The 25,691-nt window shown below is 60.3% G+C and carries 21 protein-coding genes, 1 tRNA gene and 1 pseudogene; 11 read left to right on the forward strand and 12 right to left on the reverse strand.

What is annotated here, in order from left to right; all coding sequences use genetic code 11:
• Positions 1-210: 210 nt before the first annotated feature.
• Positions 211-774, forward strand: a complete 564-nt coding sequence (locus ACYVI2_RS22240) for a L,D-transpeptidase family protein (RefSeq protein ID WP_415820061.1) — start codon at positions 211-213, stop codon at positions 772-774.
• A 267-nt stretch (positions 775-1,041) separates the two neighbouring features.
• Here ACYVI2_RS22240 and ACYVI2_RS22245 read toward each other — a convergent pair whose 3' ends face one another.
• On the reverse strand, positions 1,042-1,863 hold the full coding sequence (locus ACYVI2_RS22245; protein ID WP_415820060.1) for an alpha/beta fold hydrolase: 822 nt from the start codon (positions 1,861-1,863) through the stop codon (positions 1,042-1,044).
• A gap of 50 nt (positions 1,864-1,913) precedes the next feature.
• Between ACYVI2_RS22245 and ACYVI2_RS22250 the strand changes: the two genes are divergently transcribed.
• On the forward strand, positions 1,914-2,279 hold the full coding sequence (locus ACYVI2_RS22250) for an ArsR/SmtB family transcription factor (protein ID WP_415820059.1): 366 nt from the start codon (positions 1,914-1,916) through the stop codon (positions 2,277-2,279).
• Here the strand turns inward: ACYVI2_RS22250 and ychF are convergent.
• Positions 2,269-3,360: a redox-regulated ATPase YchF gene (ychF, locus tag ACYVI2_RS22255; protein ID WP_415820058.1), complete on the reverse strand. Its 1,092-nt coding sequence runs from the start codon at positions 3,358-3,360 to the stop codon at positions 2,269-2,271. The genes ACYVI2_RS22250 and ychF overlap by 11 nt on opposite strands.
• A gap of 369 nt (positions 3,361-3,729) precedes the next feature.
• On the opposite strand from ychF, the gene ACYVI2_RS22260 reads away from it, so the two are divergent.
• Positions 3,730-3,960, forward strand: coding sequence for a DUF4160 domain-containing protein (locus ACYVI2_RS22260; protein WP_415820057.1), 231 nt, complete (start codon positions 3,730-3,732; stop codon positions 3,958-3,960).
• Positions 3,957-4,412, forward strand: coding sequence for a hypothetical protein (locus tag ACYVI2_RS22265; RefSeq protein ID WP_415820056.1), 456 nt, complete (start codon positions 3,957-3,959; stop codon positions 4,410-4,412). Before ACYVI2_RS22260 ends, ACYVI2_RS22265 begins: the two co-directional genes overlap by 4 nt.
• Positions 4,413-4,483: 71 nt before the next feature.
• On the opposite strand, the gene nadB is transcribed toward ACYVI2_RS22265, so the two are convergent.
• Positions 4,484-6,028, reverse strand: coding sequence for an L-aspartate oxidase (gene nadB / locus ACYVI2_RS22270; protein WP_415820055.1), 1,545 nt, complete (start codon positions 6,026-6,028; stop codon positions 4,484-4,486).
• 19 nt (positions 6,029-6,047) lie between these two features.
• A complete protein-coding gene (nadA, locus tag ACYVI2_RS22275; protein ID WP_415820054.1) occupies positions 6,048-7,190 on the reverse strand; it encodes a quinolinate synthase NadA in 1,143 nt (380 codons plus the stop codon).
• 360 nt (positions 7,191-7,550) lie between these two features.
• Here nadA and ACYVI2_RS22280 point away from each other — a divergent pair, with 360 nt between their 5' ends.
• Complete coding sequence (locus tag ACYVI2_RS22280; RefSeq protein ID WP_415820053.1) at positions 7,551-7,709, forward strand: hypothetical protein; 159 nt, start codon at positions 7,551-7,553, stop codon at positions 7,707-7,709.
• A gap of 37 nt (positions 7,710-7,746) precedes the next feature.
• On the forward strand, positions 7,747-9,990 hold the full coding sequence (locus ACYVI2_RS22285) for a phosphocholine-specific phospholipase C (RefSeq protein WP_415820052.1): 2,244 nt from the start codon (positions 7,747-7,749) through the stop codon (positions 9,988-9,990).
• 52 nt (positions 9,991-10,042) lie between these two features.
• On the opposite strand, the gene ACYVI2_RS22290 is transcribed toward ACYVI2_RS22285, so the two are convergent.
• From ACYVI2_RS22290 to mnmC, 6 genes and pseudogenes are all read right to left on the reverse strand, one after another.
• Positions 10,043-10,118: transfer RNA gene (locus tag ACYVI2_RS22290), tRNA-Lys, on the reverse strand.
• A 115-nt stretch (positions 10,119-10,233) separates the two neighbouring features.
• A complete protein-coding gene (locus ACYVI2_RS22295; RefSeq protein WP_415820051.1) occupies positions 10,234-11,031 on the reverse strand; it encodes a MetQ/NlpA family ABC transporter substrate-binding protein in 798 nt (265 codons plus the stop codon).
• Between the two features lie 24 nt (positions 11,032-11,055).
• Complete coding sequence (locus ACYVI2_RS22300; protein ID WP_415820050.1) at positions 11,056-11,709, reverse strand: methionine ABC transporter permease; 654 nt, start codon at positions 11,707-11,709, stop codon at positions 11,056-11,058.
• Positions 11,669-12,755, reverse strand: a pseudogene (locus tag ACYVI2_RS22305) (methionine ABC transporter ATP-binding protein); the annotation flags it as partial. The gene ACYVI2_RS22300 and the pseudogene ACYVI2_RS22305, both read right to left, overlap by 41 nt.
• 199 nt (positions 12,756-12,954) lie before the next feature.
• Positions 12,955-15,180 (reverse strand): glycoside hydrolase family 31 protein, encoded by a 2,226-nt coding sequence (locus tag ACYVI2_RS22310; protein ID WP_415820049.1) that lies wholly within the window; start codon positions 15,178-15,180, stop codon positions 12,955-12,957.
• Between the two features lie 223 nt (positions 15,181-15,403).
• Positions 15,404-17,377: a bifunctional tRNA (5-methylaminomethyl-2-thiouridine)(34)-methyltransferase MnmC2/FAD-dependent 5-carboxymethylaminomethyl-2-thiouridine(34) oxidoreductase MnmC1 gene (gene mnmC / locus ACYVI2_RS22315; RefSeq protein ID WP_415820048.1), complete on the reverse strand. Its 1,974-nt coding sequence runs from the start codon at positions 17,375-17,377 to the stop codon at positions 15,404-15,406.
• 237 nt (positions 17,378-17,614) lie between these two features.
• On the opposite strand from mnmC, the gene ACYVI2_RS22320 reads away from it, so the two are divergent.
• Positions 17,615-18,466, forward strand: coding sequence for an inositol monophosphatase family protein (locus ACYVI2_RS22320; RefSeq protein ID WP_415820047.1), 852 nt, complete (start codon positions 17,615-17,617; stop codon positions 18,464-18,466).
• Between the two features lie 2 nt (positions 18,467-18,468).
• Here the strand turns inward: ACYVI2_RS22320 and ACYVI2_RS22325 are convergent, their stop codons facing one another.
• On the reverse strand, positions 18,469-20,136 hold the full coding sequence (locus tag ACYVI2_RS22325; protein WP_415820046.1) for an AMP-binding protein: 1,668 nt from the start codon (positions 20,134-20,136) through the stop codon (positions 18,469-18,471).
• Between the two features lie 88 nt (positions 20,137-20,224).
• Between ACYVI2_RS22325 and ACYVI2_RS22330 the strand changes: the two genes are divergently transcribed.
• Positions 20,225-21,424 carry a M20 aminoacylase family protein gene (locus tag ACYVI2_RS22330; protein WP_415820045.1) on the forward strand — a complete coding sequence of 400 codons (1,200 nt, stop codon included), beginning with the start codon at positions 20,225-20,227 and terminating at the stop codon, positions 21,422-21,424.
• 11 nt (positions 21,425-21,435) lie between these two features.
• On the opposite strand, the gene ACYVI2_RS22335 is transcribed toward ACYVI2_RS22330, so the two are convergent.
• A complete protein-coding gene (locus ACYVI2_RS22335) occupies positions 21,436-22,323 on the reverse strand; it encodes a LysR family transcriptional regulator (RefSeq protein WP_415820044.1) in 888 nt (295 codons plus the stop codon).
• 127 nt (positions 22,324-22,450) lie between these two features.
• On the opposite strand from ACYVI2_RS22335, the gene ACYVI2_RS22340 reads away from it, so the two are divergent.
• The 3 genes from ACYVI2_RS22340 to mgtE all read left to right on the forward strand — a co-directional run bounded on the left by ACYVI2_RS22340 (position 22,451) and on the right by mgtE (position 25,488).
• On the forward strand, positions 22,451-23,494 hold the full coding sequence (locus ACYVI2_RS22340) for a YeiH family protein (RefSeq protein ID WP_415820043.1): 1,044 nt from the start codon (positions 22,451-22,453) through the stop codon (positions 23,492-23,494).
• A 111-nt stretch (positions 23,495-23,605) separates the two neighbouring features.
• Positions 23,606-24,013 (forward strand): acyl-CoA thioesterase, encoded by a 408-nt coding sequence (locus ACYVI2_RS22345; protein WP_094823077.1) that lies wholly within the window; start codon positions 23,606-23,608, stop codon positions 24,011-24,013.
• A gap of 11 nt (positions 24,014-24,024) precedes the next feature.
• Positions 24,025-25,488, forward strand: coding sequence for a magnesium transporter (gene mgtE / locus ACYVI2_RS22350; protein ID WP_415820042.1), 1,464 nt, complete (start codon positions 24,025-24,027; stop codon positions 25,486-25,488).
• The last annotated feature ends 203 nt before the right edge of the window (positions 25,489-25,691 follow it).

Genomic DNA, 25,691 nt, shown 5'->3' on the forward strand with positions numbered 1-25,691 from the left:
AATGGCGCCATTACTATTAAAGGATAATATCACTAAGCTTTAATAATACGAAAACTAATAAAGAATAGATTTGTTTAGCTGTGCAGCCCTACGACCAACCGTGTACAGCGTACCCGTCCCTGTCAGCGACATATGAAGCGAACAGCCCGGTGTGACCATCGTTGAGGCAAAATAGCCCCCAGATTCAGTTCGTAACAAGGGCCTCACACGGTGCTTCTGCGTCTTCGCGTTCTCGTTCCTATTGTCCTGCTGCTCGCCGCAGGCGGTTTTGCCTATACCAAGGTCATGGCGAGAGCCGCCACCGTCACCCCACCTGATCTGGCCGCCAAAGCGCAGCAGGCCGACAGGATCGTCGTCTCCAAGGCCGACAAGGTGATGTATCTATTCCGAGGCGATACCATCCTCAAAAGCTATCGCATCAGCATGGGCAGCCATTGGGATCAGGGCCATAAACAGCGCGAGGGCGACGAACGCACGCCCGAAGGTAGCTATCTGATCGATTGGCGTAATCCCAAGTCGTCGGCCTATCTGAGTTTGCATATTTCTTATCCGAACGCGGACGACACCGAGCGCGCGCGGCAGAGCAATGTCAGCCCTGGAGGGAATGTAATGATTCACGGGTTGCCCAATGGCTGGGGAATGCTGGGAACGCTGCATCGTCTGATTGACTGGACCGACGGTTGCGTGGGGGTGACCAATGAGGAAATGCGAGAGATCTGGTCGCTGACGCCGAATGGCACGCCGATCGCGATTCATGCGAGATGGGAGCCGTAGGAATTACGGCGATCATGCTTTGGGCCCAGTCTCCTTGGAAGTGCGTGGCCCGCTTCTTCTATCGCTACCTTACCGTTTTTCAGCGACCTGTCACTGGCCTTGACGAGCGGGGTCTCTTCCGCCTAAATTTCACCCAACACGGCCCCTCTCGGTAACCTCGCTTCAGCGAGGAAACTGCTGAGGGGTTTTTTATTCGACCGTGCCTACCAATCAGCCTCCCACCCGCTCGTCGAGTGAATACTGTGCCCTTGATTGATGACAGCACCTCTACCCGTCGCTGTCGAGTCGTTTGAGAACTGCCGCCACAATAGCCTCCGGCCGATCCTCCTGGACGAGGTGCCCCGAATCAGCTACGGGAATGCACTCAGCGTCGGAGATCGCTGCCGCGAGGGCCACCCCCTTGTCAAAGGGTATCCATTCATCGTTTCGCCCCCACAGGACGGTCACCGGGCATTCCATCCGCGCGTACTGTGGCTCGATCTCGTCGGTGAATTTCTGATCCATCTGCGCAATCTGACGATAGAACGCGGGTTGGCCGACGGGCCCGAGCCATGGTGCGCTGTAGATTTCCAGGGCCTGTTCGGACAGCGGATTGTGGGCAGCGGTCTGTAAATAAGCTCGCAGCAGCGCCCGGTGCATATAGTCCGGCATCCCGGAGAAGGCTATTTCATGCTTGCGCACATGCTGGACCAACGGGGACCCCCACGGGGCAAGCGCAACGGCGTCAAAGATAGTCAAGGACCTATAGCGCAAGCCGTTCAGATAGTAGGCACGCAGCGCCGTGGCCCCACCGAAATCATGTGCAAGCACATCTGGACGGTCGAGGCCCCATTCCGAGAACAAGGCGGCAAGGACCTTGTTCTGTACGGCCAGTGACACGTCCTGCCCCTCGCGCATCTCAGACAATCCATAGCCGACCAGATCAAAATAGTAGATGGTTCTGCGGTCAGCGAGCTGCGGCACTATCCTGCGCCAGACCTGCGAGGAAAAAGGTGTCCCGTGAATCGCTACCAGTGGCGGCCCGCTCCCGACCTGGCCCCAGCGAACGGCGTTTCCTTCGATGATCGTAGTATTGGGTAGGTCCAACATGGCATCACTCACATTGTCATTTAGCTATATGAAAATATATAATCAAGGCCATGGATAGATCAACCCAAATCAAGGCGATGGCGAGCGAGCAGCGGTTAACCGTCCTGCGACTGTTGGCGGAGCCGCAAAAGCATTTCGGGCATCAGTGGTCGGCCGATCCGATCGAGTTCGGGGTTTGCATGACCTTGATTGCCGAGGCTCTGGCCGTGGCGCAGCCTACGGCCAGCCGGCATTTGGATATTCTCAGGCAAGCTGGCTTCATCACGGTGCGCAAGCACCTGAAATGGTCGTATTGCAAGCGGGATGAGGCCGCGATCAGGGACTATCTGGATTGGCTGGCGGCCGAGCTTTCGTCGACGTTTGAGGCGAAAGCTACGGGACGCAGAACGAACCGTCAGGCGTTGATCACACGTTAAACAAGAAATTCATCACATCGCCATCCTGCACGATGTATTCCTTGCCTTCTGCGCGCATCTTGCCGGCCTCTTTGGCGCCGCTTTCACCCTTGTAGGTGATGAAGTCGTCAAACGAGATCGTCTGCGCGCGGATGAAGCCGCGTTCGAAATCGGTGTGAATGACGCCTGCCGCTTGAGGTGCGGTGGCGCCGACCATGACCGTCCAGGCGCGGACTTCTTTTACACCAGCGGTGAAATAGGTCTGTAGGCCAAGCAGGCTGTAGCCCGCACGGATCAGGCGGTCCAGGCCGGGCTCTTGCATGCCCATGTCGGCCAAGAACGCGACCTTGTCGGCATCATCCAACTCGGCGATCTCGGACTCGATGGCTGCGCAGATCGCCACCACCGGCGCGTTTTGCGCCTTGGCGTATTCGGTCAGGCGATCCAGCAGCGGATTGTTTTCAAAGCCGTCATCGCTGACGTTGGCGACGAACATGGCCGGCTTGGCGGTGATGAAGCCGAACGACTTCAGCGAGAACATTTCCTCGGCGTCCAGGCCCAGCGCGCGGATGGGCTGGCCAGCGTCCAGCTGTTTCTGGCAACGCTCGAGCAATGCGACCAATTTGGCGGCTTCTTTGTCGCCCGAACGCGCCAGTTTGTTGTTGCGGTGAACGGCTTTTTCGACAGTTTGCAGATCGGCCAGGGCCAGCTCGGTGGAGATGACTTCGATGTCGGCGATGGGATCGACTTTGCCCGCGACGTGGATGACGTTGGAGTCTTCGAAGCAGCGCACCACGTTGACGATGGCGTCGGTTTCGCGGATGTGCGACAGGAACTGGTTGCCCAGGCCCTCGCCTTGGCTCGCGCCAGCCACCAGGCCCGCGATGTCCACGAATTCGACCACGGCGGGCACGACACGCTCGGGCTTGACGATCTCGGCCAACTGGGCCAGGCGCGGATCCGGTACCTCGACTACGCCCACGTTGGGTTCGATGGTGCAGAAGGGGTAGTTTTCCGCAGCGATGCCAGCCTTGGTCAGCGCGTTGAAAAGAGTCGATTTGCCGACGTTGGGCAGGCCAACGATGCCGCATTGCAGAGCCATGGAAATCCTTGATTATTCGGCACGCTCGGGCCCAACGTGGGCATAGGTGAAGTGCCGACGATATCGCCGTTACCTCAACTGCTTGCCGCACAGAATCACCCTAGCCAGGGCGTAAAAAAGCGCCGTTTTGTGCCTGATTTGTCCAAATTTATGTCGATTGTAGCTTTGTCGGGTGTCTGTATTCGGCCGTGAGAAAACTCGGTGCACACCCAGGGGAGGAAAAGCGAGGCTCGCAAGGTCAGAAATCGTCTTATTTAACCGACAAACTGTATAAATAAACAGCTTTTCATATTAAGTCGAATAGGCTGGAGGATCTCTGATTCTCTGGTGCGATAGTTGCCTTAGTGCAATCATTGCACTAAACTTTTCATGCCGACTCTCGTCCGCCTCGCCAAGAGCACAATCGTTCTGTACGCCGGTGATCATTTACCGCCACACTTTCATGTGCGAATGAACGACGGACGAGAGGCACTAATTGTCATCGACAACCTGACCGTTCTGTCCGGCTCAATCAAGCCGTACGAGTTGGCCGAGGTTCTTACCTGGGCTCAGAGCAATCGCACCGCGTTGAGACAAAAATGGCAGGAGTTAAACCCGTGAATCAGCCTCAATTCGTTATTACCAACCTATCCGTCACCGGCCCGCAAAGCTTGCGCCTGACTTTTGCGGACGGATACCATGCCGAGGTGGATCTGTCAGGCTTGATCGCCAAATACCCCACATTGGCCCGTTTATCTGACGGCAAGGTCTTTGCCAAGGCAGCACTTGACGAATGGCGGCGTGGCGTCATCTTTGCAGATGACGACAATCTGAGTTTGGCCAGCGACAATCTGCGCGCTCTGGCATTGGAACAAGCCGGCGAGTATTCACATCAACACGTCATCGTGTGGATGCATCAAAACGGATTGACGCTGGACGGTGCCGCTGAAGCACTGGGCATCAGCCGCCGAATGCTCGCGTATTACCGCAGCGGCACAAAACCTGTACCTAAGTCCATTGGACTTGCCATGCTGGGCTGGGAATCGCTGCATCATCGACGCAAGGCCGCGTGAATGCCTGCCGCCTCGCACTCGTTATGAAAACGGCATCGTATGCACTACCCACGCAGCAGTAATCCCCCACACTATTCAGGCCAGTCCCGACTGAAATGAGCACCGCGGCTTTCGTGGCGTGCCGCAGCAGCCTGCACGATCAGTGCTGCCACCTGCAGCAGATTGCGCAACTCCAGTAAGTCGCGGCTGACGCCTTGTGTCTGCCATAACCGTTCCGTCTCTGACACCCACTCGGCGATACGCTGCGCCGCGTGGGCTAGCGTGGCATCGCTGCGCACGATGCCGACCTCCTGGCTCATCAGCTCACGCAAAGCTTGCCGGGTCCGTGCAATATCCGCGTCGGCCCTGCCGGTGATCTGCACATGCCAGACAGGCGCTTCGATGTGAGACAGGCCAGACGCCTCAGCGCGAGGCGGAACGCGTACGCCAGACGAATCGAGAATAGTCTGCGCGGCCCCGCGCCCCATGACCACGCATTCCAACAATGAATTGCTAGCCAATCGATTGGCCCCATGCAGGCCCGTGCAGGCAGTCTCGCCAATCACATAGAGACCCGGCAATTCCGTCCGTCCGTCAACATCGGCAACGACGCCTCCGCAAGTGTAGTGCGCAGCCGGCACGACCGGAATCGGCTGAACTGCCATATCGATCCCGATCGCCAAACAACGCGCATAAATATTGGGAAAATGCGCCAGCAAGAAATCACGTGGCCGGTGGCTGATATCCAGGTACACGCAATCGAGCCCATGGCGTTTGATTTCTTGATCAATGGCACGGGCCACTACGTCGCGCGGCGCCAATTCGGCACGATCATCGTATGTGGGCATGAAACGCGTGCCATCGGGCAGGCGCAACAGACCGCCTTCGCCACGTACCGCCTCGGAAATCAGGAACGTCTCTCCTGTCGGGTCATACAGACTGGTGGGATGGAATTGAATGAACTCCAGATTGGCGACACGGCATCCGGCGCGCCTAGCCATGGCAATACCATCGCCCGTCGCAATTGAGGGCGTGGTGGTGTGCGCATAGACCTGCCCTGCGCCCCCCGTAGCCAGCACCACATGTGCCGCTGCTAAAGTCACAATCTGATTACGCAGCAGATCCAGGACATGCAAACCCTGGCACCCTGCTTGCGGCGTCCAGACCAGATCAATCGCGCAATGCTGTTCGAGCAAGGTGATGTTCGGATGGCTCCGTACTCGCGCACTGAGCGTGGCCATGATCGCGCGCCCCGTCGCGTCATCAACATGCGCGATGCGGCGTCGGCCATGTCCCCCTTCGCGAGTCAAATGCAGCTCGCGCTGTCCCGCCGAGACCGGCGTGAAATCCACGCCCTGGCGTTGCAGCCATTCAATCGCATCGGGCGCGCGGGACGCAATCCGGCGTGTGGCGTCAACATCACACAACCCCGCTCCTGCGACCAGGGTGTCCTGTACATGTTCATCCACACTGTCGTCGGGGTCCAACGCGGCGGCGATGCCGCCCTGGGCGCGATTGCTGGCACTGTGATCGATGGTGCCCTTGGCGATCAGCGCCACGCGTCGATGTGGCGCCAGCGCCAACGCCGCCGACAAGCCGGCCAGGCCGGTGCCGATGATGAGTACGTCGTAGTCCATGTGATTGCACTCCTGCCCTTCAAGCCGGGCCTACGTTGGCATACAGCGTCGTGTCGCGTGCCATGTCGCCGCTGGCACGTACGCGTTGCTTGCGCTCGTCGGCAAATGCCAGCATGCGGTCTATGGGGGTTTTCGCTCGCCGTCCCAGTTCAGGATCGAGCGTGATGGCGTTGTGGCCGTGTTCCAACACATCGGCCAGGTTGGACAACGCGTTCATGGCCATCCAGGGACAATGCGCGCAGCTCTTGCAGGTGGCGCTGTTGCCAGCGGTCGGCGCGGCGATAAAGGTCTTGCCGGGCGCAGTCTCGCGCATCTTGTACAAAATACCCTGATCGGTGGCGACGATGAATGAGGCGGCATCCAGCTTGCGGGCAGCGTCGATCAACTGCGTGGTGGAGCCGATCACGTCAGCCTGCGCCAACACCGGCTGAGGCGACTCGGGATGCGCCAGCACTTTGGCCTGCGGATAATCGGCACGCAGTAGTTCGAGCTCTGTACCCCTGAACTCGTCATGCACGATGCATGCGCCTTGCCACAGCAGCATGTCGGCGCCCGTCTGGCGCTGCACGTAATCGCCCAGATGCCGGTCGGGCGCCCACAGGATGCGTTCGCCGCGCGCGTGCAGATCGGCCACGACATCCAGTGCGATAGAAGACGTCACAACCCAATCGGCCCTCGCCTTGACCGCAGCGCTGGTGTTGGCATAGACGACTACGGTACGGCCAGGATGCGCGTCGCACCAAGCGCTGAACGCGTCCGGGGAGCACCCCAGATCGAGCGAGCAGGTGGCCTCCAAATCGGGCATCAGAATACGTTTGCCCGGGCTCAGGATCTTGGCGGTCTCGCCCATGAAACGCACGCCGGCCACGACCAGCGTATCGGCCGGATGGTCGCGCCCGAAACGGGCCATTTCCAGGGAGTCCCCCACACAACCGCCCGTGGCCTCGGCCAGCTCCTGCAGATCGGCATCGACATAGTAGTGAGCCACCAGCACCGCGCGTTCGCGCCGCAGCAGCTCGCGGATACGTTCAATTAATGTGGCTTTTTGCGCTGCCTGCAGCGGCTCCGGCACGTGGGCCCAGGCTTGCGCGACGGGCGTAAGGCCGGAAGCAGATTGAGCGGGCAGATCACATTCGATCGTTCGAGGGGCAAGCGTTTCCATCGCGAAGTCTCCATTGGGTGCTATCTGGGCAGCATGTTTATATGCTCAATATGAGCATATATTGATCAAAAAAAGAGCACAGGCACTTATGCTACCTTTGAGCATAAGTGCCTGTAAAGCCCTATTTGTGCGTCTGAGCCATTCGTGTGTCTACGCACACGCCCCCGCGCCATGGAAACACCCGCAGGCAGCGGTTTGGCATTGGCAGCCAGCGGTTTACGCCCCTTCCAGCCAACGCTCGATTTCGTTACAGAGTCACCCGCGGCTTTCACTCTGTTGTCACGTCCCCCTTTTAGGCTTGCATCGGCTTGACGCCTCGTCGCGTCGAGCCGTTTTTCATCCTTCGCAAACCTCTGACCTATGCCCAACCTTTCCTCTGTACGCCTATTGGCCGCGTCTCTGGCGATGGCCGTTCTGCTGGCGGCCTGTGGCAGCGGCGATGACGACGACTCATCGCCCGCCCCCAGCGATCCCGGCACCGAACAGCCCGCCCAACCCCAACTGCGCTGCGCGCCCTGATGCCCGCCATCCGCCCACGACCGCCTCACAAATCCCCATGACCTCCCGCCGCCAATTCCTGCAAACCACTACGGGCGCAGGCCTCGCCGCCGCCGTCCTCGCGACGTTTCCGCCCAGCATCCGCAAAGCGCTGGCCATCCCCGCCAACAACAAGACAGGCACCATCAAGGACGTCGAACACGTCGTCATCCTGATGCAAGAAAATCGTTCGTTCGACCATTATTTCGGAACGCTCAAAGGCGTACGCGGTTTTGGTGACCGCTTCACCATCCCCATGGTCAACAACCGCAAGGTCTGGCAGCAGGAACGCCAAAACGGCGCGCTCTTGACGCCCTATCACCTGGATAGCACGGCCAATAATGCCCAACGCGTATCAGGCACGAACCACACCTGGGTCGATAGCCAAGAGGCCTGGGACAATGGCCGTATGACCCAATGGCCCCGCTACAAGCAGGATCAATCCATGGGGTATTACAAGGAACAGGAAGTCCCCTTTCAGTTCGCGCTGGCCAATGCATTCACACTCTGTGATGCCTACCACTGCAGCATGCACACAGGCACGGACGCGAACCGCTCTTTCCACCTGACCGGCACCAACGGGCCGACCGCGCAGAACGTCGCCTACGTGAACAACGAATGGGACTGGATCGCCGGCACGGCGGGCAATGAGGAGACCGGCTACACCTGGAAAACCTACGCCGAGAATCTCGAGGACGCAGGCGTCAGTTGGATCTGCTACCAGAACATGCCTGACGAATGGGGCGACAACATGTTGGGCGCGTTCCGTCAGTTCCGTGCGGCCAATCTCGCCTCGGGCTTTCCGGTTTCCAGCGGCGGCGAGCCGAATTCGCCGTATGCCAATACGGGCCAAGCGCTGCCGTATCACGCCTACGACGCAGCCACGGATAACCCCGGCAATCCGCTGTATAAAGGCATCGCCAATACCTTGCCAGGCACCACGCCCGATACGTATCTGGATGCCTTCCGGCGCGATGTTCTAGAGGGCAAGCTGCCGCAAGTCTCGTGGATAAATGCGCCCTCGATCTACTGCGAACATCCCGGCCCCTCCAGTCCGGTGCAAGGCGGCTGGTTCATCCAGGAAATCTTGGATGCGCTCACCGCCAACCCGGAGGTCTGGAGCAAGACAGTCCTGCTGGTCAACTTCGATGAGAACGATGGTTTCTTTGACCACGTGCCCTCACCGTCCGCTCCCTCGCACAATGCCGACGGCAGTCTCGCAGGCAAGACCACGCTGTCAGAGGGCGATATGGCGTACGAATACTATACGCAGGCCTCGCCGGAGGGCAGCTCTGGCCAGCCCGAGGCTGACGGACGTGTATTTGGCCCCGGCCCTCGCGTTCCCCTGTACGTGATTTCCCCGTGGAGCCGCGGCGGCTGGGTCAACTCGCAAGTCTTCGACCACACGTCTGTACTGCGTTTTCTGGAGTCGCGTTTCGGTGTCCAGGCACCTCACATCAGCCCATTTCGCCGTGCCGTCTGTGGTGACCTGACCAGCGCGCTGAATTTCGCCACGCCCAATGAAGAGGTACTGCCGACGCTGAGCGGCCGTCTCACACGCGCCGATGCAGATCAACTACGCGATGCTCAGGCCGCACTGCCCCAGGTACCGTTACCCACCGATTTGCAGATGCCTCTGCAAGCCAGCGGCACACGTCCGTCACGCGCGCTGCCCTATGAGCTGCACACGAGCGCACGTGCCAACGCTGACGGCCAGGTTCAACTGCTGTTCTCCAACACGGGCACGCAGGCTGCCGTGTTTCATGTCTATGACCGCCATCATCTAGACCGCATTCCGCGCCGCTACACGCTGGAGGCCGGCACCACGCTGGATGACACGTGGAACGCGGGCCTGGACAATCTGGGACGCTACGATCTGTGGGTGCTGGGGCCCAATGGCTATCACCGTCACTTTGCCGGCGACACCGCGCGCATCGCCGACAGCGGCGCGCATCCGGAAATCCGTGTCTGCTATGACATCGCCAACGGCAATGTGTACGCAGAACTGATGAATGGCGGCTCGGCGGACTGCACCTTCACGATCACGCCGGTGGCGTATCGTGAGGATGGCCCATGGACGGTCACCGTCGCGGCGGGCGCCCAGGAATCCCTGCATTGGGAACTGGCCGACAGTGGTCGTTGGTACGATTTCCAGGTGAAATGCGATAGCGATACCGCATTCATGCGCCGCTTTGCCGGGCGTGTAGAGACCGGTGAACACTCGGTGAGCGATCCAGCGATGGGCACTGAATCTCAAACCTAGCACCACAAACAACAACGCCAACTCCGAAGAGTTGGCGTTGTTTTGCATCTGGTGGTGGGCCCTGCGAGACTCGAACTCGCGACCAACGGATTAAAAGTCCGCTGCTCTACCGACTGAGCTAAAGGCCCGACCGAAGCCCAAGATTATGACGAAACTGAATCAGCCTGTCAAATCTAAAATTACGTTCCTGCTCAAAATACCGCCGGCGGCAACGCGTATGCCGCCGATTTACGCCACCCCGAATTACCAGGCGGCAACCACCGCACCCTTGAATTTCTCAGCGATGAAGGCCTTGGTAGCGGCGCTCTGGTAGATGCTGGCCAGCTTTTTCAGATCTGCTCGGTCTTTGTCTTGCTCGCGCACCACCAGCACGTTGGCATAGGGCGACTCGGAGGACTCGCGCACAATCGCGTCCTTGTTCGGATCCAGGCCTGCTTCCATGGCGAAATTGGTGTTCACGGCGGAGGCATCGACGTCATCGAGCGAACGCGGCAGTTGTGCGGCATCCAATTCCACAAAACGCAGCTTGCGCGGGTTTTCCGTGATGTCGATCGGCGTCGCTTTGAGACCCGCGTCGGGGTTCAGCTTGATCAGCCCGTGTTGCTGCAACAGCAGCAAGGCACGGCCACCGTTGGTCGGATCGTTGGGGATACCGATCTGCGCGCCGTCTTTCAGCTCGTTCAGGTTTTTGACCTTTTTGCTGTAGATGCCGATGGGGAAAATCACCGTCTTGCCGATGCTGACGAGTTTGTAGCCACGATCCGCATTGGCGGAGTCCAGGTAGGGCTGATGCTGGTAGCTGTTCATATCCAGATCGCCAGCAGACAGCGCAGCGTTGGGCTGCACGTAGTCGCTGAACTCGATGATCTGCACTTGCAGGCCCTGCTTGGCAGCCTCTGCCTTGACCACGTCAAAGATCTGCGCGTGCGGCCCCGCCGTCACACCGATCTTGAGCGGCTTGTCTTGGGCGAGCGCGGGTTGAGTAACAACGGCGGCGCCCAAGGCCAGGGCGGCCAACGATTTCAAAAATTTGATGCTCATGATGAGACTTCCGAGGAGGACAAATTAACGATGCGACATGCGACGGACCAGCCAATCGCCTAGCCCTTGTACAAACTGCACCAAAACAACCAACACCACCACGACGGCCAGCATGACCTCCGGCTGGAAGCGCTGGTAACCGTAGCGAATACCTACGTCGCCCAGGCCGCCACCGCCAATGGCACCCGCCATGGCGGAATAGCCAATCAGACTGATGATGGTCACGATCGTGGCAGCCACCAACCCCGGCAGGGATTCCGGCAACAGGACTTTGACAATGATCTGCAACGGACTCGCGCCCATGGCGCGCGCCGCGGTCAACAGCCCCGAGTCGACCTCGCGCATGGCGTTTTCAGCGATACGGGCCATGAATGGAATAGCCGCGACAGACAGCGGCACGATCGCCGCCGTGGTGCCGATCGAGGTCTGGGCGATAAACCGCGTGAACGGGATGATGGCCACCATCAAGATGATGAACGGCACTGAACGGGTGATGTTGACGACGGCGCCCAACACACGGTTGACGGTCAGGTTTTGCAGCATCGCGCCGCGTGCGGTCACCACCAGGATGACACCCAGCGGAATACCGATGATGACGGCAATCAGGCTGGGCACGCCGACCAGCAGCAAGGTTTCCAGCAGCGAGGTGACGAGCAAGTCGAACAGTTGCGAACTCATGGGGCGATGTCTTCTACGGAAATATCTAATGCAGCCAGGGCGTTCAGCGCCTGATTGACGGCGTCAGGTGCGCCTTGCACCAATACGAACAAGGTACCGACAGCAACCCCCTGGATGTCTTCGACGCGGGCCTGGACCAGGCTGACATCCAGCGCGTGCTGACGCGTCAGGTCGGACAACAGTGTGCCAGCCGAGGCGCCGCCCGCCAGGCGAATACGCAGCAGACGCGCCTGCGTCCCGGGCCGTGCGGCGGCCATGTCGGCCATGCGTGCATGCGTGGCGGCCAGAGTGGCGTCGGTCAGGTCCGAGGCCGTCGCGGCCGACACCATGGCGCTGGTCACCTCGTGCCGGGGCGAGGCAAAAATGTCCTGCGTACGGCCGGACTCGACCACCTGGCCATGCGACAACACCGCCACACGATCGCAAATTTCGCGCACGACTTCCATCTGGTGCGTGATCATGACGACGGTCACACCGGTTTTCTGGTTGATATCCCGCAGCAAGGCCAAAATGTTGTGCGTGGTTTCCGGGTCCAGCGCCGAAGTCGCCTCGTCGCTCAGCAGCACATCGGGGTCGTTGGCCAGGGCACGGGCAATCCCCACGCGCTGTTTCTGCCCACCACTGATCTGGCTGGGATAGCGATCGCGCAGATGTTCCAACCCGACCAACGCCAGCAAACGCTCGACTTTGGCAGGGATCTGATCGCGCGGCACGCCAGCGATCTCCAGAGGCAAGGCCACGTTGCCGTACACCGTACGACGGGCCAGCAAGTTAAAGCCTTGAAAGACCATGCCGATGCGGCGGCGTTGGTTGCGCAGCTCGGTCTCGCCCAGGCAGGTCAGCTCGGTGCCCCCAATAGAGATCTGGCCGCTATCGGGACGCTCCAGCAAATTAATGCACTGGACCAGCGTGCTTTTTCCTGCCCCGCTGGGGCCGATGATGCCGAAAACTTCGCCCTGTTCGATTTGCAGGCTGATGTCGCGCAGCGCCTCAAAGCGGCCGTGCGGCGTCGCGTAAGTCTTCGATAGATGTTGAATGTGAATCATGGCGTTGCGATTGTCGAGGATCGCGTTTCTAAAGAGAACGACTGTTTCGTCTCTTTTTAATAACTATTAGAAATATAACTGCGCCATCTACGAATCCATCTGCCCCCTGCGGCAAGCAGGGGTACGAGGACGGATCAATGGGAACAGCAAGATCGGCGTCCATCGGCATTTACCGCCGATGGACGCCGGGAGACGCTGGTTACCGAGCGCGCGAGATGCGGACTTCGGCGCCGCGGCGTTTGACTTCCAGCCCTTCGGAGGGAAGGATGCGTAGGCCTTCGAGGCCCTTGATATAGCTGGACCCCTGCATTTGCATGACACGGATCTTGTTGCGCATCACCACGGGGTTATGCACCGGCATGCCGAACATCCAGACTTCGTCCAGGATGCGTGCGGAGTTGAACTCGCCCGCATGCTGCGCCACAGGGCCCAGACACAACATATGCCCTTCACGGCCAAAGACGGGGTATTTATCCGTTCCCCACTCGACGGCCAAGGTGGTGCCGCCTTCGTAGCGATAGCCGGTGTTCAAATCCCACCAGGCATCGCCCTTGGGCAGATACACGTTCACGCTATTGCCCGGCTGCATCACCGGGGCCACCAGCAAGGCCGGCCCTAGCAAATACTGCAGGTCCCAATTGTGGGCCTCAGGGTCATGCGGAAAACTCAATGCCATCGAGCGCTGCACCGGCAGCCCGGTACGCGCCGAGTCTTCGATCGCGCCCAAGACGTAGGGGACCAAGCGGTAACGCCATTGCAGCCAGGTACGCGACTGCTCGAGCGCCTCATCGCCAAATGCCCAGGGCATCAAGCCAGGAACGCCCTGGAAGCAGAAATTCGCCGAAAACACGCCAACAGTCAGCCAGCGCAGATACAGCTCGGCGCTCATGCCATCGAGCGGCGCCTTGGCAGAACCGATGTTATGCACCTGCACCGGCACACCACTCGCCCCGATGGACAACGCCGTACGCAAGGTCTGTTCCAATCCAACCCAGTCGTTGGTGACTTGCGGGCCGAGCTGCCACGGCAGGCGTTGGGCCGCCGGGAACAAATCGGTGCTGGGCACTACGCCCTCGGGGGGGACCTTGTGGCCCGCTACAGCCTCGAACAAGGCGCGGCGTGCCAGCAACGGATATTGGGAACGCAGGATCGCGCCGTTGTCGCCGTTGCGTGCGCTGACGTCGTCAGGAATGGCAATCTGCGCATCACAGACGGGAGCGTCCAGACCGTCCTCGATCAATTGACGATGGCGCTCGATCCAGAGGTTATAGACGTCGCGATAGGTCAGATCCAGCAGACCATAGGGCCGACCGGCCGTGGCTTCGTTGCCGTCGAAAACCTGGGCACTGCCATCATCGCGGGTCAATAGCCAGCCCCGATCCTCCAGTTCCTCGAACAGGGGACTGGCCTGGATGACGCCAGGAAAACCGGTTGCCGCGACGTGAACGTGGTGCTTGTGAAACAGCGCCAACATTTGTTTGGCATCCGGGAAACGCTGGGCGTCCCATTCAAAGACAGCCTTGTCGGACTGGAACCCCCAGGCCGAGGGTGCAGCCAGCTTGACGGCGTCCAGCGGCAACTGCAGCTCGCGCATCCGCTCGACCAGGGCAGCGGTCTCGGTGGGCATCTCGCCCTCGGCCTGCTGCAGCCAGGCACCCATCGCCCACAGCACCGGCTGGCCGGCACGGCCTGTCAACGCTGTGTATTGGTTCAGGATCTCGCTAGGGTCACCGACGAACAGGAACACGTCCAGCACGGTGTCTTCGATACTGACCGTGTAGGCAGACGCCGTCGGCGCCACCCCCAGATCGTGGTGCACGCGATGCATCGTATTGACATAGATGCCCCAACCGCGCGGGCTCCAGGCCAACGGCAGCGCGCGATGATCCGGGTCATCGGAAACGATCGCTTCTTCGCGACGATTCAGATCACCAGAGGTTTCGCCCAGGCCGTAGAGACGCTCATCAGCCTGCAGAGTGAAAGCCGCGCTCCAGACCGCATCATCTGCCTCATCCAGCGCATCATGGCCAAAAGCGGGCTCGTGCTCCGAGATATCAGAAGCAAGCACCTGCGTTTCGCCACGATACAAGGCGATCCGCACCGGATCCGTCTGGATATCGAACGACACCTCGCCCTGAGCAATACGCCAGCCTTTGCCGTCGTCTTGGGGCGTGACCGTACACTCGCCTACTGCTTCTTGGCGAGCCAACAACATTTCCGCAACGGCGCGTACGCGCGCGCTGGGTTTTTCCTCATTAAGGGCACTCGCCTGGCCACAGCGCAGGCGAAAGACACCAGGCGCATGCGCCTCGACTACCAGGTGCAACCCGTCTCCCGCGTCGAAATCGATGCGGCTCGGGCGTGACGACAGCAACTCGACGGACTCGAGTTGGGTAGTATGGGCAAAGTCGAACTTGGGCGGCACAGAGCATCCCCCGGCTTAAGCCAAAAAACCGTTAAAAGACGTTATTTTGACGGATTTGGCCCACGAAATAAAATCGCTTTCGTTTTTCGGGTCGAATCCCCATGTCAAACCAGCCGAAAACTTGAATACAGAACCCGGCAATCTGGGATTACCGCGTAGTATCTGCCGCACAGATTTATTTGATTTATCGAGGCTTCTGCGGTCAACAACCGCCATCGTGGCGTTAACGCGGCGCAATGGCGGCAAGCAGATCTGCCTCTAGCGGCAGCGGTTCCCCGCATAGCGCACTGGCAATCAGATCCCCGCTCAATGCCGACCAACTGAGGCCTCGCGACGCATACCCTGCCGCAATCCACACCCCAGGGGCATGTGACAAAGGGCCGATCGCGGGCAAGCGTCCAGGCAGGACGGCTCGCCATCCGGCCCACCCGGGCAGTTCGCCCGGCGTCAGCGATGCCCAGTCCGTGGGCAAGCCCCCCAAGAGTCCGGCGACTTTGTCCAGATTGGTTTGCCGGCCAGTTGCGCTGACCTCGGAAACCACGGCGCCATGCTCATAGGTACTGCCGGCCACGCACTGGCCCTGTATTGCAGGTAGCAGATACCCCTCACCGCCGACGATACAGCGCGGGCCGAGCCCTGCGCCGCCGGTCTCGTGTCCCTCGTACGCCGGCAGCAAGCTGACTTGTCCTGCCAGCCGATGCATCTGCGCCAACCTCGGCAGCGGATCCAGCAAACCGCTCTCGCGCAACAACGCCTGCGCCCCGAACGCGTTGGCCAATACCACGGTCGCCGCCTGAGCCAGGACCTCACCGTCGGCGCCACGAACCTGCCAACCCGAGTCCAGACGCCGCAAATCGAACGCACACCCCGATACACACCGCACACCAGGGGTGTGCAACAAGGCAGGAATCAACGCTGCAGGCTGTACCAATGACCCATCGGTGAAAAACAAGCCCCCTCTCGCGACCGATATGCCTGCCAGCGCCGAGGCCTCGTCACGATCGACGGCTCGCACCCAGTCTGCGGGAAACTGCAGTTGCCGCAATGTGTCGCCCAGCGCAGCCATACGGCCCGCGTCGCGCTCGAGCTGCAAGGTGCCGCAGCGCAACGGAGCAGCGTCCGATGCCAGCCCGGCCCAACGGGCTTGGGCTCTGAAACTGCCCGCGCGCGACAATCGTGCGCGGGAATTATCATCTCGAGCGATCACTGGCGTCAGGGCCGCCGCAACGTGGCCGGCATGGGCCAGGTCATCTGCCGAGTTTGCGGGATCAATCACCACCACTGACCGGCCTCGCAGCGCCAATGCCTGTGCGATGCCGGCTCCCGCCAGTCCGGCCCCGACAATGACGATCTCGCCCGCGCCGAGACTGTCCGCATCACGGGCCTGTGACCAGGCCTCATCCAGTGCGGAGATTTTGTGGCCCAACGGCGTGCCGCCTTTCGCTTGTGCAGATAGCCCCGATTGCACGGGCGGCGCGGCTTGCGCTGTCCGCACGCCTACCGTCATGTGCAATTTGCCCGCATATCCTGGCTGCTTGCGGACCTCGAACCCCGCTGCGCTCAAGGCCTGACGCACCACGCCCGCACTGGCCCACGTCGCCAGTGTGGCATCGGGCGCAGCCAAGCGTGCCAAGTCATGCATCAATGCGGGTTGCCACAAATCGGGATTGCGCTTTGGCGCAAAGCCATCCAAAAAATACGCATCCACGCTGGCACGTAATTGCGGTACGACGGTCTCGGCTCGACCAAACGCCAATGTCAGCGTGATTGCGCCCCGCTCGAACTCGAGACGATGCAGGCCCGGCAGGCACACCGGCCATTGAGCTGCCAGTTGATCCGCCAATGCGCGCAACGGTTCGGGCGCCAATCGCCGCAGCACCTGGGCCAGCGTATCGCGCGTAAACGGATGCGCCTCGACCGAGAGCATATGCAATCGTGCACAACGAGCGGGATCTTTGCGCCATGCATCCCACAACGCCAGAAAATTCAACCCTAATCCGAAACCCGTTTCGCACACGGTAAACGTGTGCCGACCACGCCACCGCTCAGGCAAACCGTTGCCCCGCAGAAATACATACTCTGCTTGCCCAAGCGCGCCCGCAGTCGAATGATAAACATCGCCATACGAGGCATTGCGAAAATGGCCATCGGCATCGAAACCGGCGTCAGGAGCAGTCAGCGGAACGTAAGAGGACATAGATACAGAGAGACAACGACAAGGCGGGCAATGTTGCTATTTTGGAGCAAATTACGCGATTTTCACGACGAGGCCCCGCGCCGCCTATCACCTCGTTGCGATAGACAGCATACCTAAGACGACAACACCATGACGTTGGGTGAAAGCCACGTATAAACGACTGATTCTGGCAGAAGTGCCGAGCCCACCGCTTCAAAGGCTTACACTGGACTCATGCTGAAGACCGGACGTACTACGATGCCTTCAACCTCCGCGCTGGATCTTGGCGCTGCGATCGACGCTGCCGCATCGGCAGCCCATTCAGGTGCAGCCATCCTGCAGTCCTATGCTCATCATCGCAGCGACCTCGTGATCGACCACAAAGCCCGCAACGATCTGGTTTCACAAGCCGATCGCGAGGCCGAGGCTGCCATTATCGAGGTGCTACGCTCGCGCACGCCTGATTTTGGCATTGTGGCCGAAGAAACAGGCGGCACCCCTCAGGGCCCCGCCACCTGGTATATCGACCCGTTGGATGGCACGACCAACTTTCTGCATGGCGTACCCCACTATGCCGTGTCGATTGCGCTGGTCGCGCATGCGGGCACACGAGTCCCCGGCACGGACCCTCTGCAAGAAGACACGCCGGTCATCGGTGTCGTGTATGACCCCTGCCGCGAAGAACTATTCACCGCCGTCCACGGCATCGGCGCGTGGCTCAACGGCCGGCGCATTACGTGCTCGCGTACCAAAACCCTCAATGACGCCGTCCTGGCGACGGGTTTTCCGTTTCGCGATTTCTCGTTCGCCGATCAATACATGCCCATGCTGAAAGAAGCCATCTGCATCACGCGGGGCGTGCGGCGCATGGGGGCGGCAGCACTGGATCTCGCATGGACGGCATGCGGACGTTATGACGGCTATTGGGAAATGGGCCTGGCGCCGTGGGATGTGGCGGCGGGCACCTTGATCATGCGCGAGGCAGGCGGTGTTTGCCACGACATGCACCAGCATGACCCGTGGCCTATCGGCGGGCGCGTGGTGGCAGGCAACCCCGCCATTGTGGAGGCCCTGCACGGCATGATCGCGCCGCATCTGCACAAGCAATGAAACTAGTCCGGCCGTAATTCGCGCCGCAGAATCTTGCCCACGTTACTCTTGGGCAGCTCGGCGCGAAACTCCACGCTGTGTGGGCGTTTATAGCCCGTGAGCTTGTCTTTGCACCAATCGATCAGTTGGGCTTCAGTCAGCGACTCGTCTTTCTTCACCACAAAGGCTTTCACGGTCTCGCCAGAATGCTCATCGGGCACGCCCACCACCGCGCATTCCAGCACACCCGGATGCGATGCGATGACGGCTTCGACCTCGTTCGGATAGACCTTGAACCCAGATACGGCAATCATGTCTTTCTTGCGATCGACGATACGGGTATAGCCCTGCTCGTCCATGATGCCAATATCGCCCGTCCGAAAGAAACCGTCCGCAGTCATGCACAAGCGCGTTTCATCGGGTTTTTGCCAATACCCCAGCATGACTTGCGGGCCGCGTATGCACACTTCTCCACGCTCTCCCAGCGGCAAGGGTTTGCCCTCGTCATCCAGAATCGCCACATCGGTCGATGGCAAAGGCAGACCGATTGAACCAGAATACGCCGTCGTGTCGGTAGGATTGACCGTGGCAACGGGCGAGGTTTCCGACAAACCATAGCCCTCTACCAAGGGATGTCCCGTGATCTGCAGCCAGCGCTCAGCCACATGGCGCTGCACCGCCATCCCACCACCCAGCGTCAATCGCAATCCAGAAAAATCCAGCTTGGCAAAATCCGAGTTGTTCGCCAGGGCATTGAACAAGGTATTCACGCCCGGGAAAATATTGATGCCGGCCTTGCGCCATGCATCGATCAAGGCCGGCTGATCGCGGGGATTGATGATCAGCACATTACGCATCCCCGCATAGAGACCGAACAAACCGCACACCGTCATGGCAAACACGTGATACAGCGGCAAGGCGCTGATAATGGTGAGCTGCGTGTTGTCCAGATCTTTCAGTGCGGGCCGCGCCACGGCCTCGAGCTGCAGTACGTTGGCAATCAAATTACCATGCGACAGCATGGCTCCCTTGGGTGTGCCGGTGGTCCCACCTGTGTACTGCAAAACCGCGACATCATCATGCCCCAATGGAGGGGCTGTGAACGCGGCCGATGCGCCCTGCGACAACACGTGAGACAAATGGTGTGCCCCCTCGATCCGCCAATCGGGGACCATGCGCTTGATGTAGCGAGCCACGAAGTTCACCAGGGGTGCTTTCAAACCACCCAATAGATCCCCCGGCCCCGTTACCACCACATGCCGCAGCGCACCACGGTCACTGACGGCTTGCAAGGTATGTGCGAAATTTTCCAGAATGACGATGACTTCGGCACCGCTGTCGAGCAATTGCCGCTGCAACTCATCTGTCTTGTAAAGCGGATTGACGTTGACCACCACCAGGCCCGCGCGCAAAGTCCCTAACAAGCACACTAGATAAGCCGGCACGTTGGGCATCATCAGCGCCACGCGAGCGCCTTTTTTCAGCCCCTGGCTCTGTAACCATGCGGCAAACGCGCGCGCCTGGCGATCCAGCTCCGCGTATTTGATATCCGCCCCCATGGCCGTGCACGCGACGCGGGCGGCATGCTTGCGGCAAGCCCGATCCAGCAAGTCGGGCAATGACGCATAAGGCTCGATGGATATTTCCGCAGGAACGCCAGCGGGATAATGAGCAAGCCAAGGACGCGACATAGTGAGGTCTCCACGTGTGATACATATTCTGAGGGTTTTTGTTTGATAATACCCTTGTTGCCCTTGGCTCAACTCCATCGAGACTCCGATGAATCTGTTAGAACCCATCGTCGCCTGGCACGAAGAGATCGCCCGTATCCGGCGCGGCATTCACGCACATCCGGAATTGTCTTTCGAGGAATTCCGTACCTCTGACGTCGTCGCCACCCAGCTCCTCGAATGGGGCATCGAAGTCGATCGCGGGTTAGGCGGCACAGGCGTTGTCGGCATCATTCGCGGCAATATCGACAGTCCTCGCACCGTGGGGTTGCGCGCCGACATGGATGCGCTGCCGATGCAAGAGGCAAACACCTTTGAACACGCCAGCCAGAACGCAGGCAAAATGCACGCCTGCGGCCACGACGGCCACACTGCCATGCTGTTGGCTGCGGCACGCTATCTGGCGCAGTACCGCGATTTTCCCGGCACCGTCTATGTGATTTTCCAACCCGCCGAAGAAGGCGGCGGCGGCGCGAAACGCATGATCGATGACGGCCTGTTCACCCGATTCCCGATGGACGCCGTGTTCGGCATGCACAACTGGCCTGGCCTGCAGGTGGGCCAATTTGGGGTAACGGCCGGCCCCATCATGGCGTCGAGCAACGAGTTCGTCATTACGATTCAAGGCAAGGGCACGCATGCAGGCATGCCCCATCTGGGCATAGACCCGGTCATGACGGCAGTGCAACTGGCGCAATCATTGCAGACCATCATCACGCGCAACCGCAACCCGCTGGATGCAGCGGTGCTGAGCATCACGCAGATCCATACCGGCAGCGCCGACAACGTCGTGCCCAATGTCGCCATCATGCGAGGCACGGTACGGACGTTCACGCACGAAACGCTGGACCTGATCGAACGCCGCATGCACGATATCGCTCGGCATACGTGCGAGGCCCTGGACTGCACCGTGGAATTCGAATTCCACCGCAACTACCCGCCGACGATCAACCATGCCAACGAAACGGCATTCTGTGTCGAGGTCATGCGCAGCATCGTCGGCGCGGAAAATGTCCACGACCACGTCCAGCCGACCATGGGCGCCGAGGATTTTGCGTTCATGCTGCAGGAACTGCCCGGCTGCTATGTGTGGATAGGCAACGGTGACGGCACACACCGCGACGTGGGGCATGGCGCGGGCCCGTGCATGCTGCACAACGGCAGCTACGATTTCAATGACGACCTGCTGCCGCTGGGCGGGACGTATTGGGTGGAACTGGCAAGGAAATGGTTGGCTCGTCCCGACTGACTCGGTACTGGTCACACCTCGGATCGTAGTGTCAGGCAAGACTCCAGAAAACGCTCGGCCGCGCGCGCCGAGCTCTGCGAGTGCGGGACGAGAATACTGAGTGTGCGTGTCAACGGCTGCGGCAAGAGCCGGATCACGGCCAAGGTACCATCCTCGTGCCGCATTGACAGCAGCGAGACGAATCCGATCCCCAGGCCGGCACGCACGGCCTGTTTCACCCCCTCGACGCCAGCCAGCTCCAATCCCACGGCAGGCGCCAAACCCTCGTCGGCAAACGCCCGCTCGACCAATTGCCGCACACCCGATCCCGGTTCTCGCATGACCAGGGCAAAATTGACCAGCTCCTGCAAATGCGCGACACCGTGCCGCGCCAAGGGATGGTCTGCACGCGCAATCGCCACGACCTCGTCCTGCCGCCACTGGTGGACCATCGTATCCACGGGCAGGCCCGCCGGCACCTCCCCCTCGATAAAGGCCAAATCCAAAGTAGGCAAACGCTCCACGATCTGGCTGGTGTTGCCGTCGGACAGATGCAGACTGACTGCCGGAAACCGCTGGTGGAACTCGGCGACGAGCGCGGGCAGCAGATAGCTGGCTGGCGTCGTGCTCGCCCCCAGCCGCAGCCTGCCCGTTTCCAGCCCTTGCCACGCCTCACGCAGGGTTTGCGCCTGCTGATAGACCTGGCGTAGCTGACGGGCTTGCTCGGCCAGGCGCTCGCCCGCCGGGGTCAAGACCACGCCATGCCCCTTGCGCCGATACAGCGGCTCGCCGAACCAGTCTTGCAGCAAACGTAACTGCCCCGATACGGCCGGCTGGGATAAATACAGCAATTCCGCCGCGCGGCTGATATTGCCCACGTCCGCAACATACGCAAAGGTCAAAAGTTGATCTGGTGTCATTGGAGGAAGGCCAGGGGTCCCGGTCGATATCGTTATTTCGAATATTTAATATCCAAATTAAAAATTTCTCAAATAACGCGGCCAGATTTAATATTCCTTCCAGTTATTAAGTTATGCAGCAACCCCCATGTCGACTTCTACTACCCTCCCCCTGGCCACGCCGTGGCGCGACAAGCTCAATGGTGTTTTCTTTGTTGCGCTGATGACCGTGGCAGTGATGCAGCTGAGCGACCTGCCGGCGATTCGCCAGCTGGGTTTTTCGCCGCTGATCATCGGCATCGTATGCGGCATGCTTTATGGCAATTTCCTGCGTGGCACCATGCCGGCCGATTGGGCGGTGGGCGTTAATTTCACTGCGCGCCGCCTGCTGCGTATCGCAGTCGCGTTTTACGGCCTGAACATCAGCATCCAGCAGATCGCCGCCGTCGGCCTGCCGGGCTTGGCCGTGTCGGTGATTATCGTGGTGGGGACGCTGCTAATAGGGACTGCTGTTGGCCAACGGCTGCTGGGCCTGGATCGCGATACCGCGATGTTGACCGCCGCGGGCAGCGCCATCTGCGGCGCAGCGGCGGTGTTGGCTTTTGAGCCCACGCTGCGTGCTGCCCCCCACAAGAGCGCCGTGGCGGTGGCCACCGTGGTGCTGTTTGGCACACTTTCCATGTTCCTGTACCCGGTAGCCTATCAGGCAGGCTGGCTCGCGCTAACGCCCCAGGAATTGGGCCTGTACATTGGCGGCACCGTACACGAGGTCGCCCAAGTCGTCGGGGCAGCCAGCAATATTGATCCCGCCACGACGGACGTGGCCACCATCGTCAAAATGACCCGCGTAGCGTTGCTGGTGCCGGTATTGCTGATATTGGGCCTGTGGCTGCGTAGTGCAGCCTCGGCCAGCGGACCGGGCCAGGCCAAGACGCGCTTGCCTATCCCGTGGTTTGCCGTAGGCTTTCTGGTTCTGGCCATCATCAATTCCCTGGACGTCCTGCCGGCAGACGTCATCACTGCCATCCGCCGCCTGGATGTCTTTGCCTTGACCATGGCCATGACCGCCCTGGGCATCGAAACGAGGTTTGGCCAGATCCGCCAGGCAGGCCCCAAGGTCATGCTGTTGGGATTGATCTTGTATGTCTGGCTGGTACTGGGCGGCTATGGAGTCGTGAAGTTGGTGATGTAGGGGCGTTTTCGCCTTGGGGCGGCCCGGCGGCGAAAAATCCCCATCAATCACCGCAGAGGAATGCGTTTTGCTGCATAATCGGCCGGTTTTCATCAGGACTGGAGCCGGCCCATGTCTAGCGTCAAAGATTTCACGACTACCCTGCCTGCCGGTCGGGATCCCGTGTTGCGTGTCATGCCCATGCCCTCAGACGCCAATATTCATGGCGATGTGTTTGGTGGATGGATCATGTCGCAGGTCGATATTGCGGGCTCGATCCCTGCGGCGCGCCGTGCTGCGGGGCGTGTCGCGACCGTCGCTGTCAACGCGTTTCAGTTCAAGCAGCCCGTATTCGTGGGCGATCTGCTCAGTTTCTACACGACCATCGTCAAGACAGGCAAAACTTCGGTTACCGTATCTGTCGAAGTCTATGCCGAACGTAATCGCATGGATGCCGAGGTGGTCAAGGTCACCGAAGCCGTCCTGACCTACGTTGCCACTGACGAAGCCCGGCGCAGCCGCCCCCTGCCTATTCTGTAAGTTTGTAGCCTATGACGCAGCCCGCCGCCGCGCCCGTGCCGCCCCGCCGCCTGGACCCTGAAGACGCTCAGCACGCCTTGGCTGAGGTCCAGGAACGCCTGCGCCGCCAACAGCTCGTCGAAGACCTCGTGCACCGCCAGGAACAGGGTGACGACAAAGCCTCGTTGGTCGAGGACCTGGTCCATCGCCAGCACGAGGCCGAACTCAAAGCCCTGGTCGACGCCCTGCATCCGGCCGATATCGCGTTCATTCTCGAATCCTTGCCCAAGGACGAGCGTCAGACCGTCTGGAAGCTGGTCAGTCCCGAACACGACGCCGACGTGCTGCTCGAGGTCGAGGACTGGGTGCGGGAGTCGCTCATCGAGGCCATGGATCGTCAAGATCTGGTGGCCGCGACGGGCAACATGGATGCGGATGAGCTGGCCGACCTGGCCCCCGATCTGCCTCCCGATGTGGTGGCCGAGGTCCAGAAAGGCCTGACCGAAGAAGAGCGTGCGCAACTGCTCGAGGCAATGGGCTACCCCGAGGACAGCGTAGGCGCCATCATGGATTTCGAGATGGTACGCGTGCGCGAGGATGTCACCCTCGAGGTGGTGCTGCGCTATCTGCGCCGCCTGCACGAGCTGCCCGACCATACCGACCAGGTGTTCGTCGTCGACCGGCAGGACAAATTACAAGGCGTATTGCCCTTGTCCCGCCTGTTGGTCAGCGAGCCCGAGACCGAAGTCCATGCGGTCATGAGCACGGATTTCCTGACGCTGAACCCGCTGGACTCCGATGCGGACGCGGCCGGCGCATTTGAACGCTATGACCTCGTCTCGGCGCCCGTCATGGACGACCAGGGCCGGTTGATCGGCCGGGTCACTATCGCGGACGTCGTGGACGTGATGCGCGAAGACTCGCAAGAGCAAGCCCTGTCGCGCGCCGGTCTGCAAGAAGAAGACATCTTCGCCCCGGTGGCCATGGCCTTGCGCAACCGTGCCCCCTGGTTGCTGTTCAACTTGTGCACAGCCGCGACGGCCTCGTTCGTCGCCTCACGATTCGAAGACACAGTCAGCCATATTGTGATCCTGGCGTTTCTGATGTCGATTGTGGCCGGCATCGGCGGCAACTCGGGCAATCAGACGATGACCATGATCATTCGTGCCTTGGCCGTGGGCCGTATTACCGGCCGCAACCTGTGGCAGTTGGTCAAACGCGAGATGATGGTCACGTTCATGGTTGGCCTCTGTGGCAGCGTGGTGGCGGCGCTATTCGCCTGGGCCATCTCAAACTCCATTGCCATCGCGGTCGTGATGATGGCCTCCATGATCTGCAACATGCTGGTCGGTGCGTCGTTCGGCGTGCTGGTCCCCATGTTGCGTGCACGCTTTGGCAAAGACCCCGCCATGGGTTCTTCGGTCTTGCTGACCTTTGCGACGGACTCGCTGGGTTTCTTTATCTTTCTGGGCCTGGCGACGGTTTTCCTGCTGTAGGTCGCTTGCGCGTACTTCCGCCTCGAAAGCGCGGTGCCATGCCATCACGCTGGCGTCTACGTCTGCCCGCTCCACTCAGTATGCTTCGCGAATAATAAGAAACATCCCGTTGCACCCAACTGAATCAGAGACACGCATCATGTATCTGACTTAAATCGGAAATATTCAATACCCGAGGCTCGGCCTCATGTTCCCGCTTGACG

The organism is Bordetella tumbae, assembly GCF_054780995.1.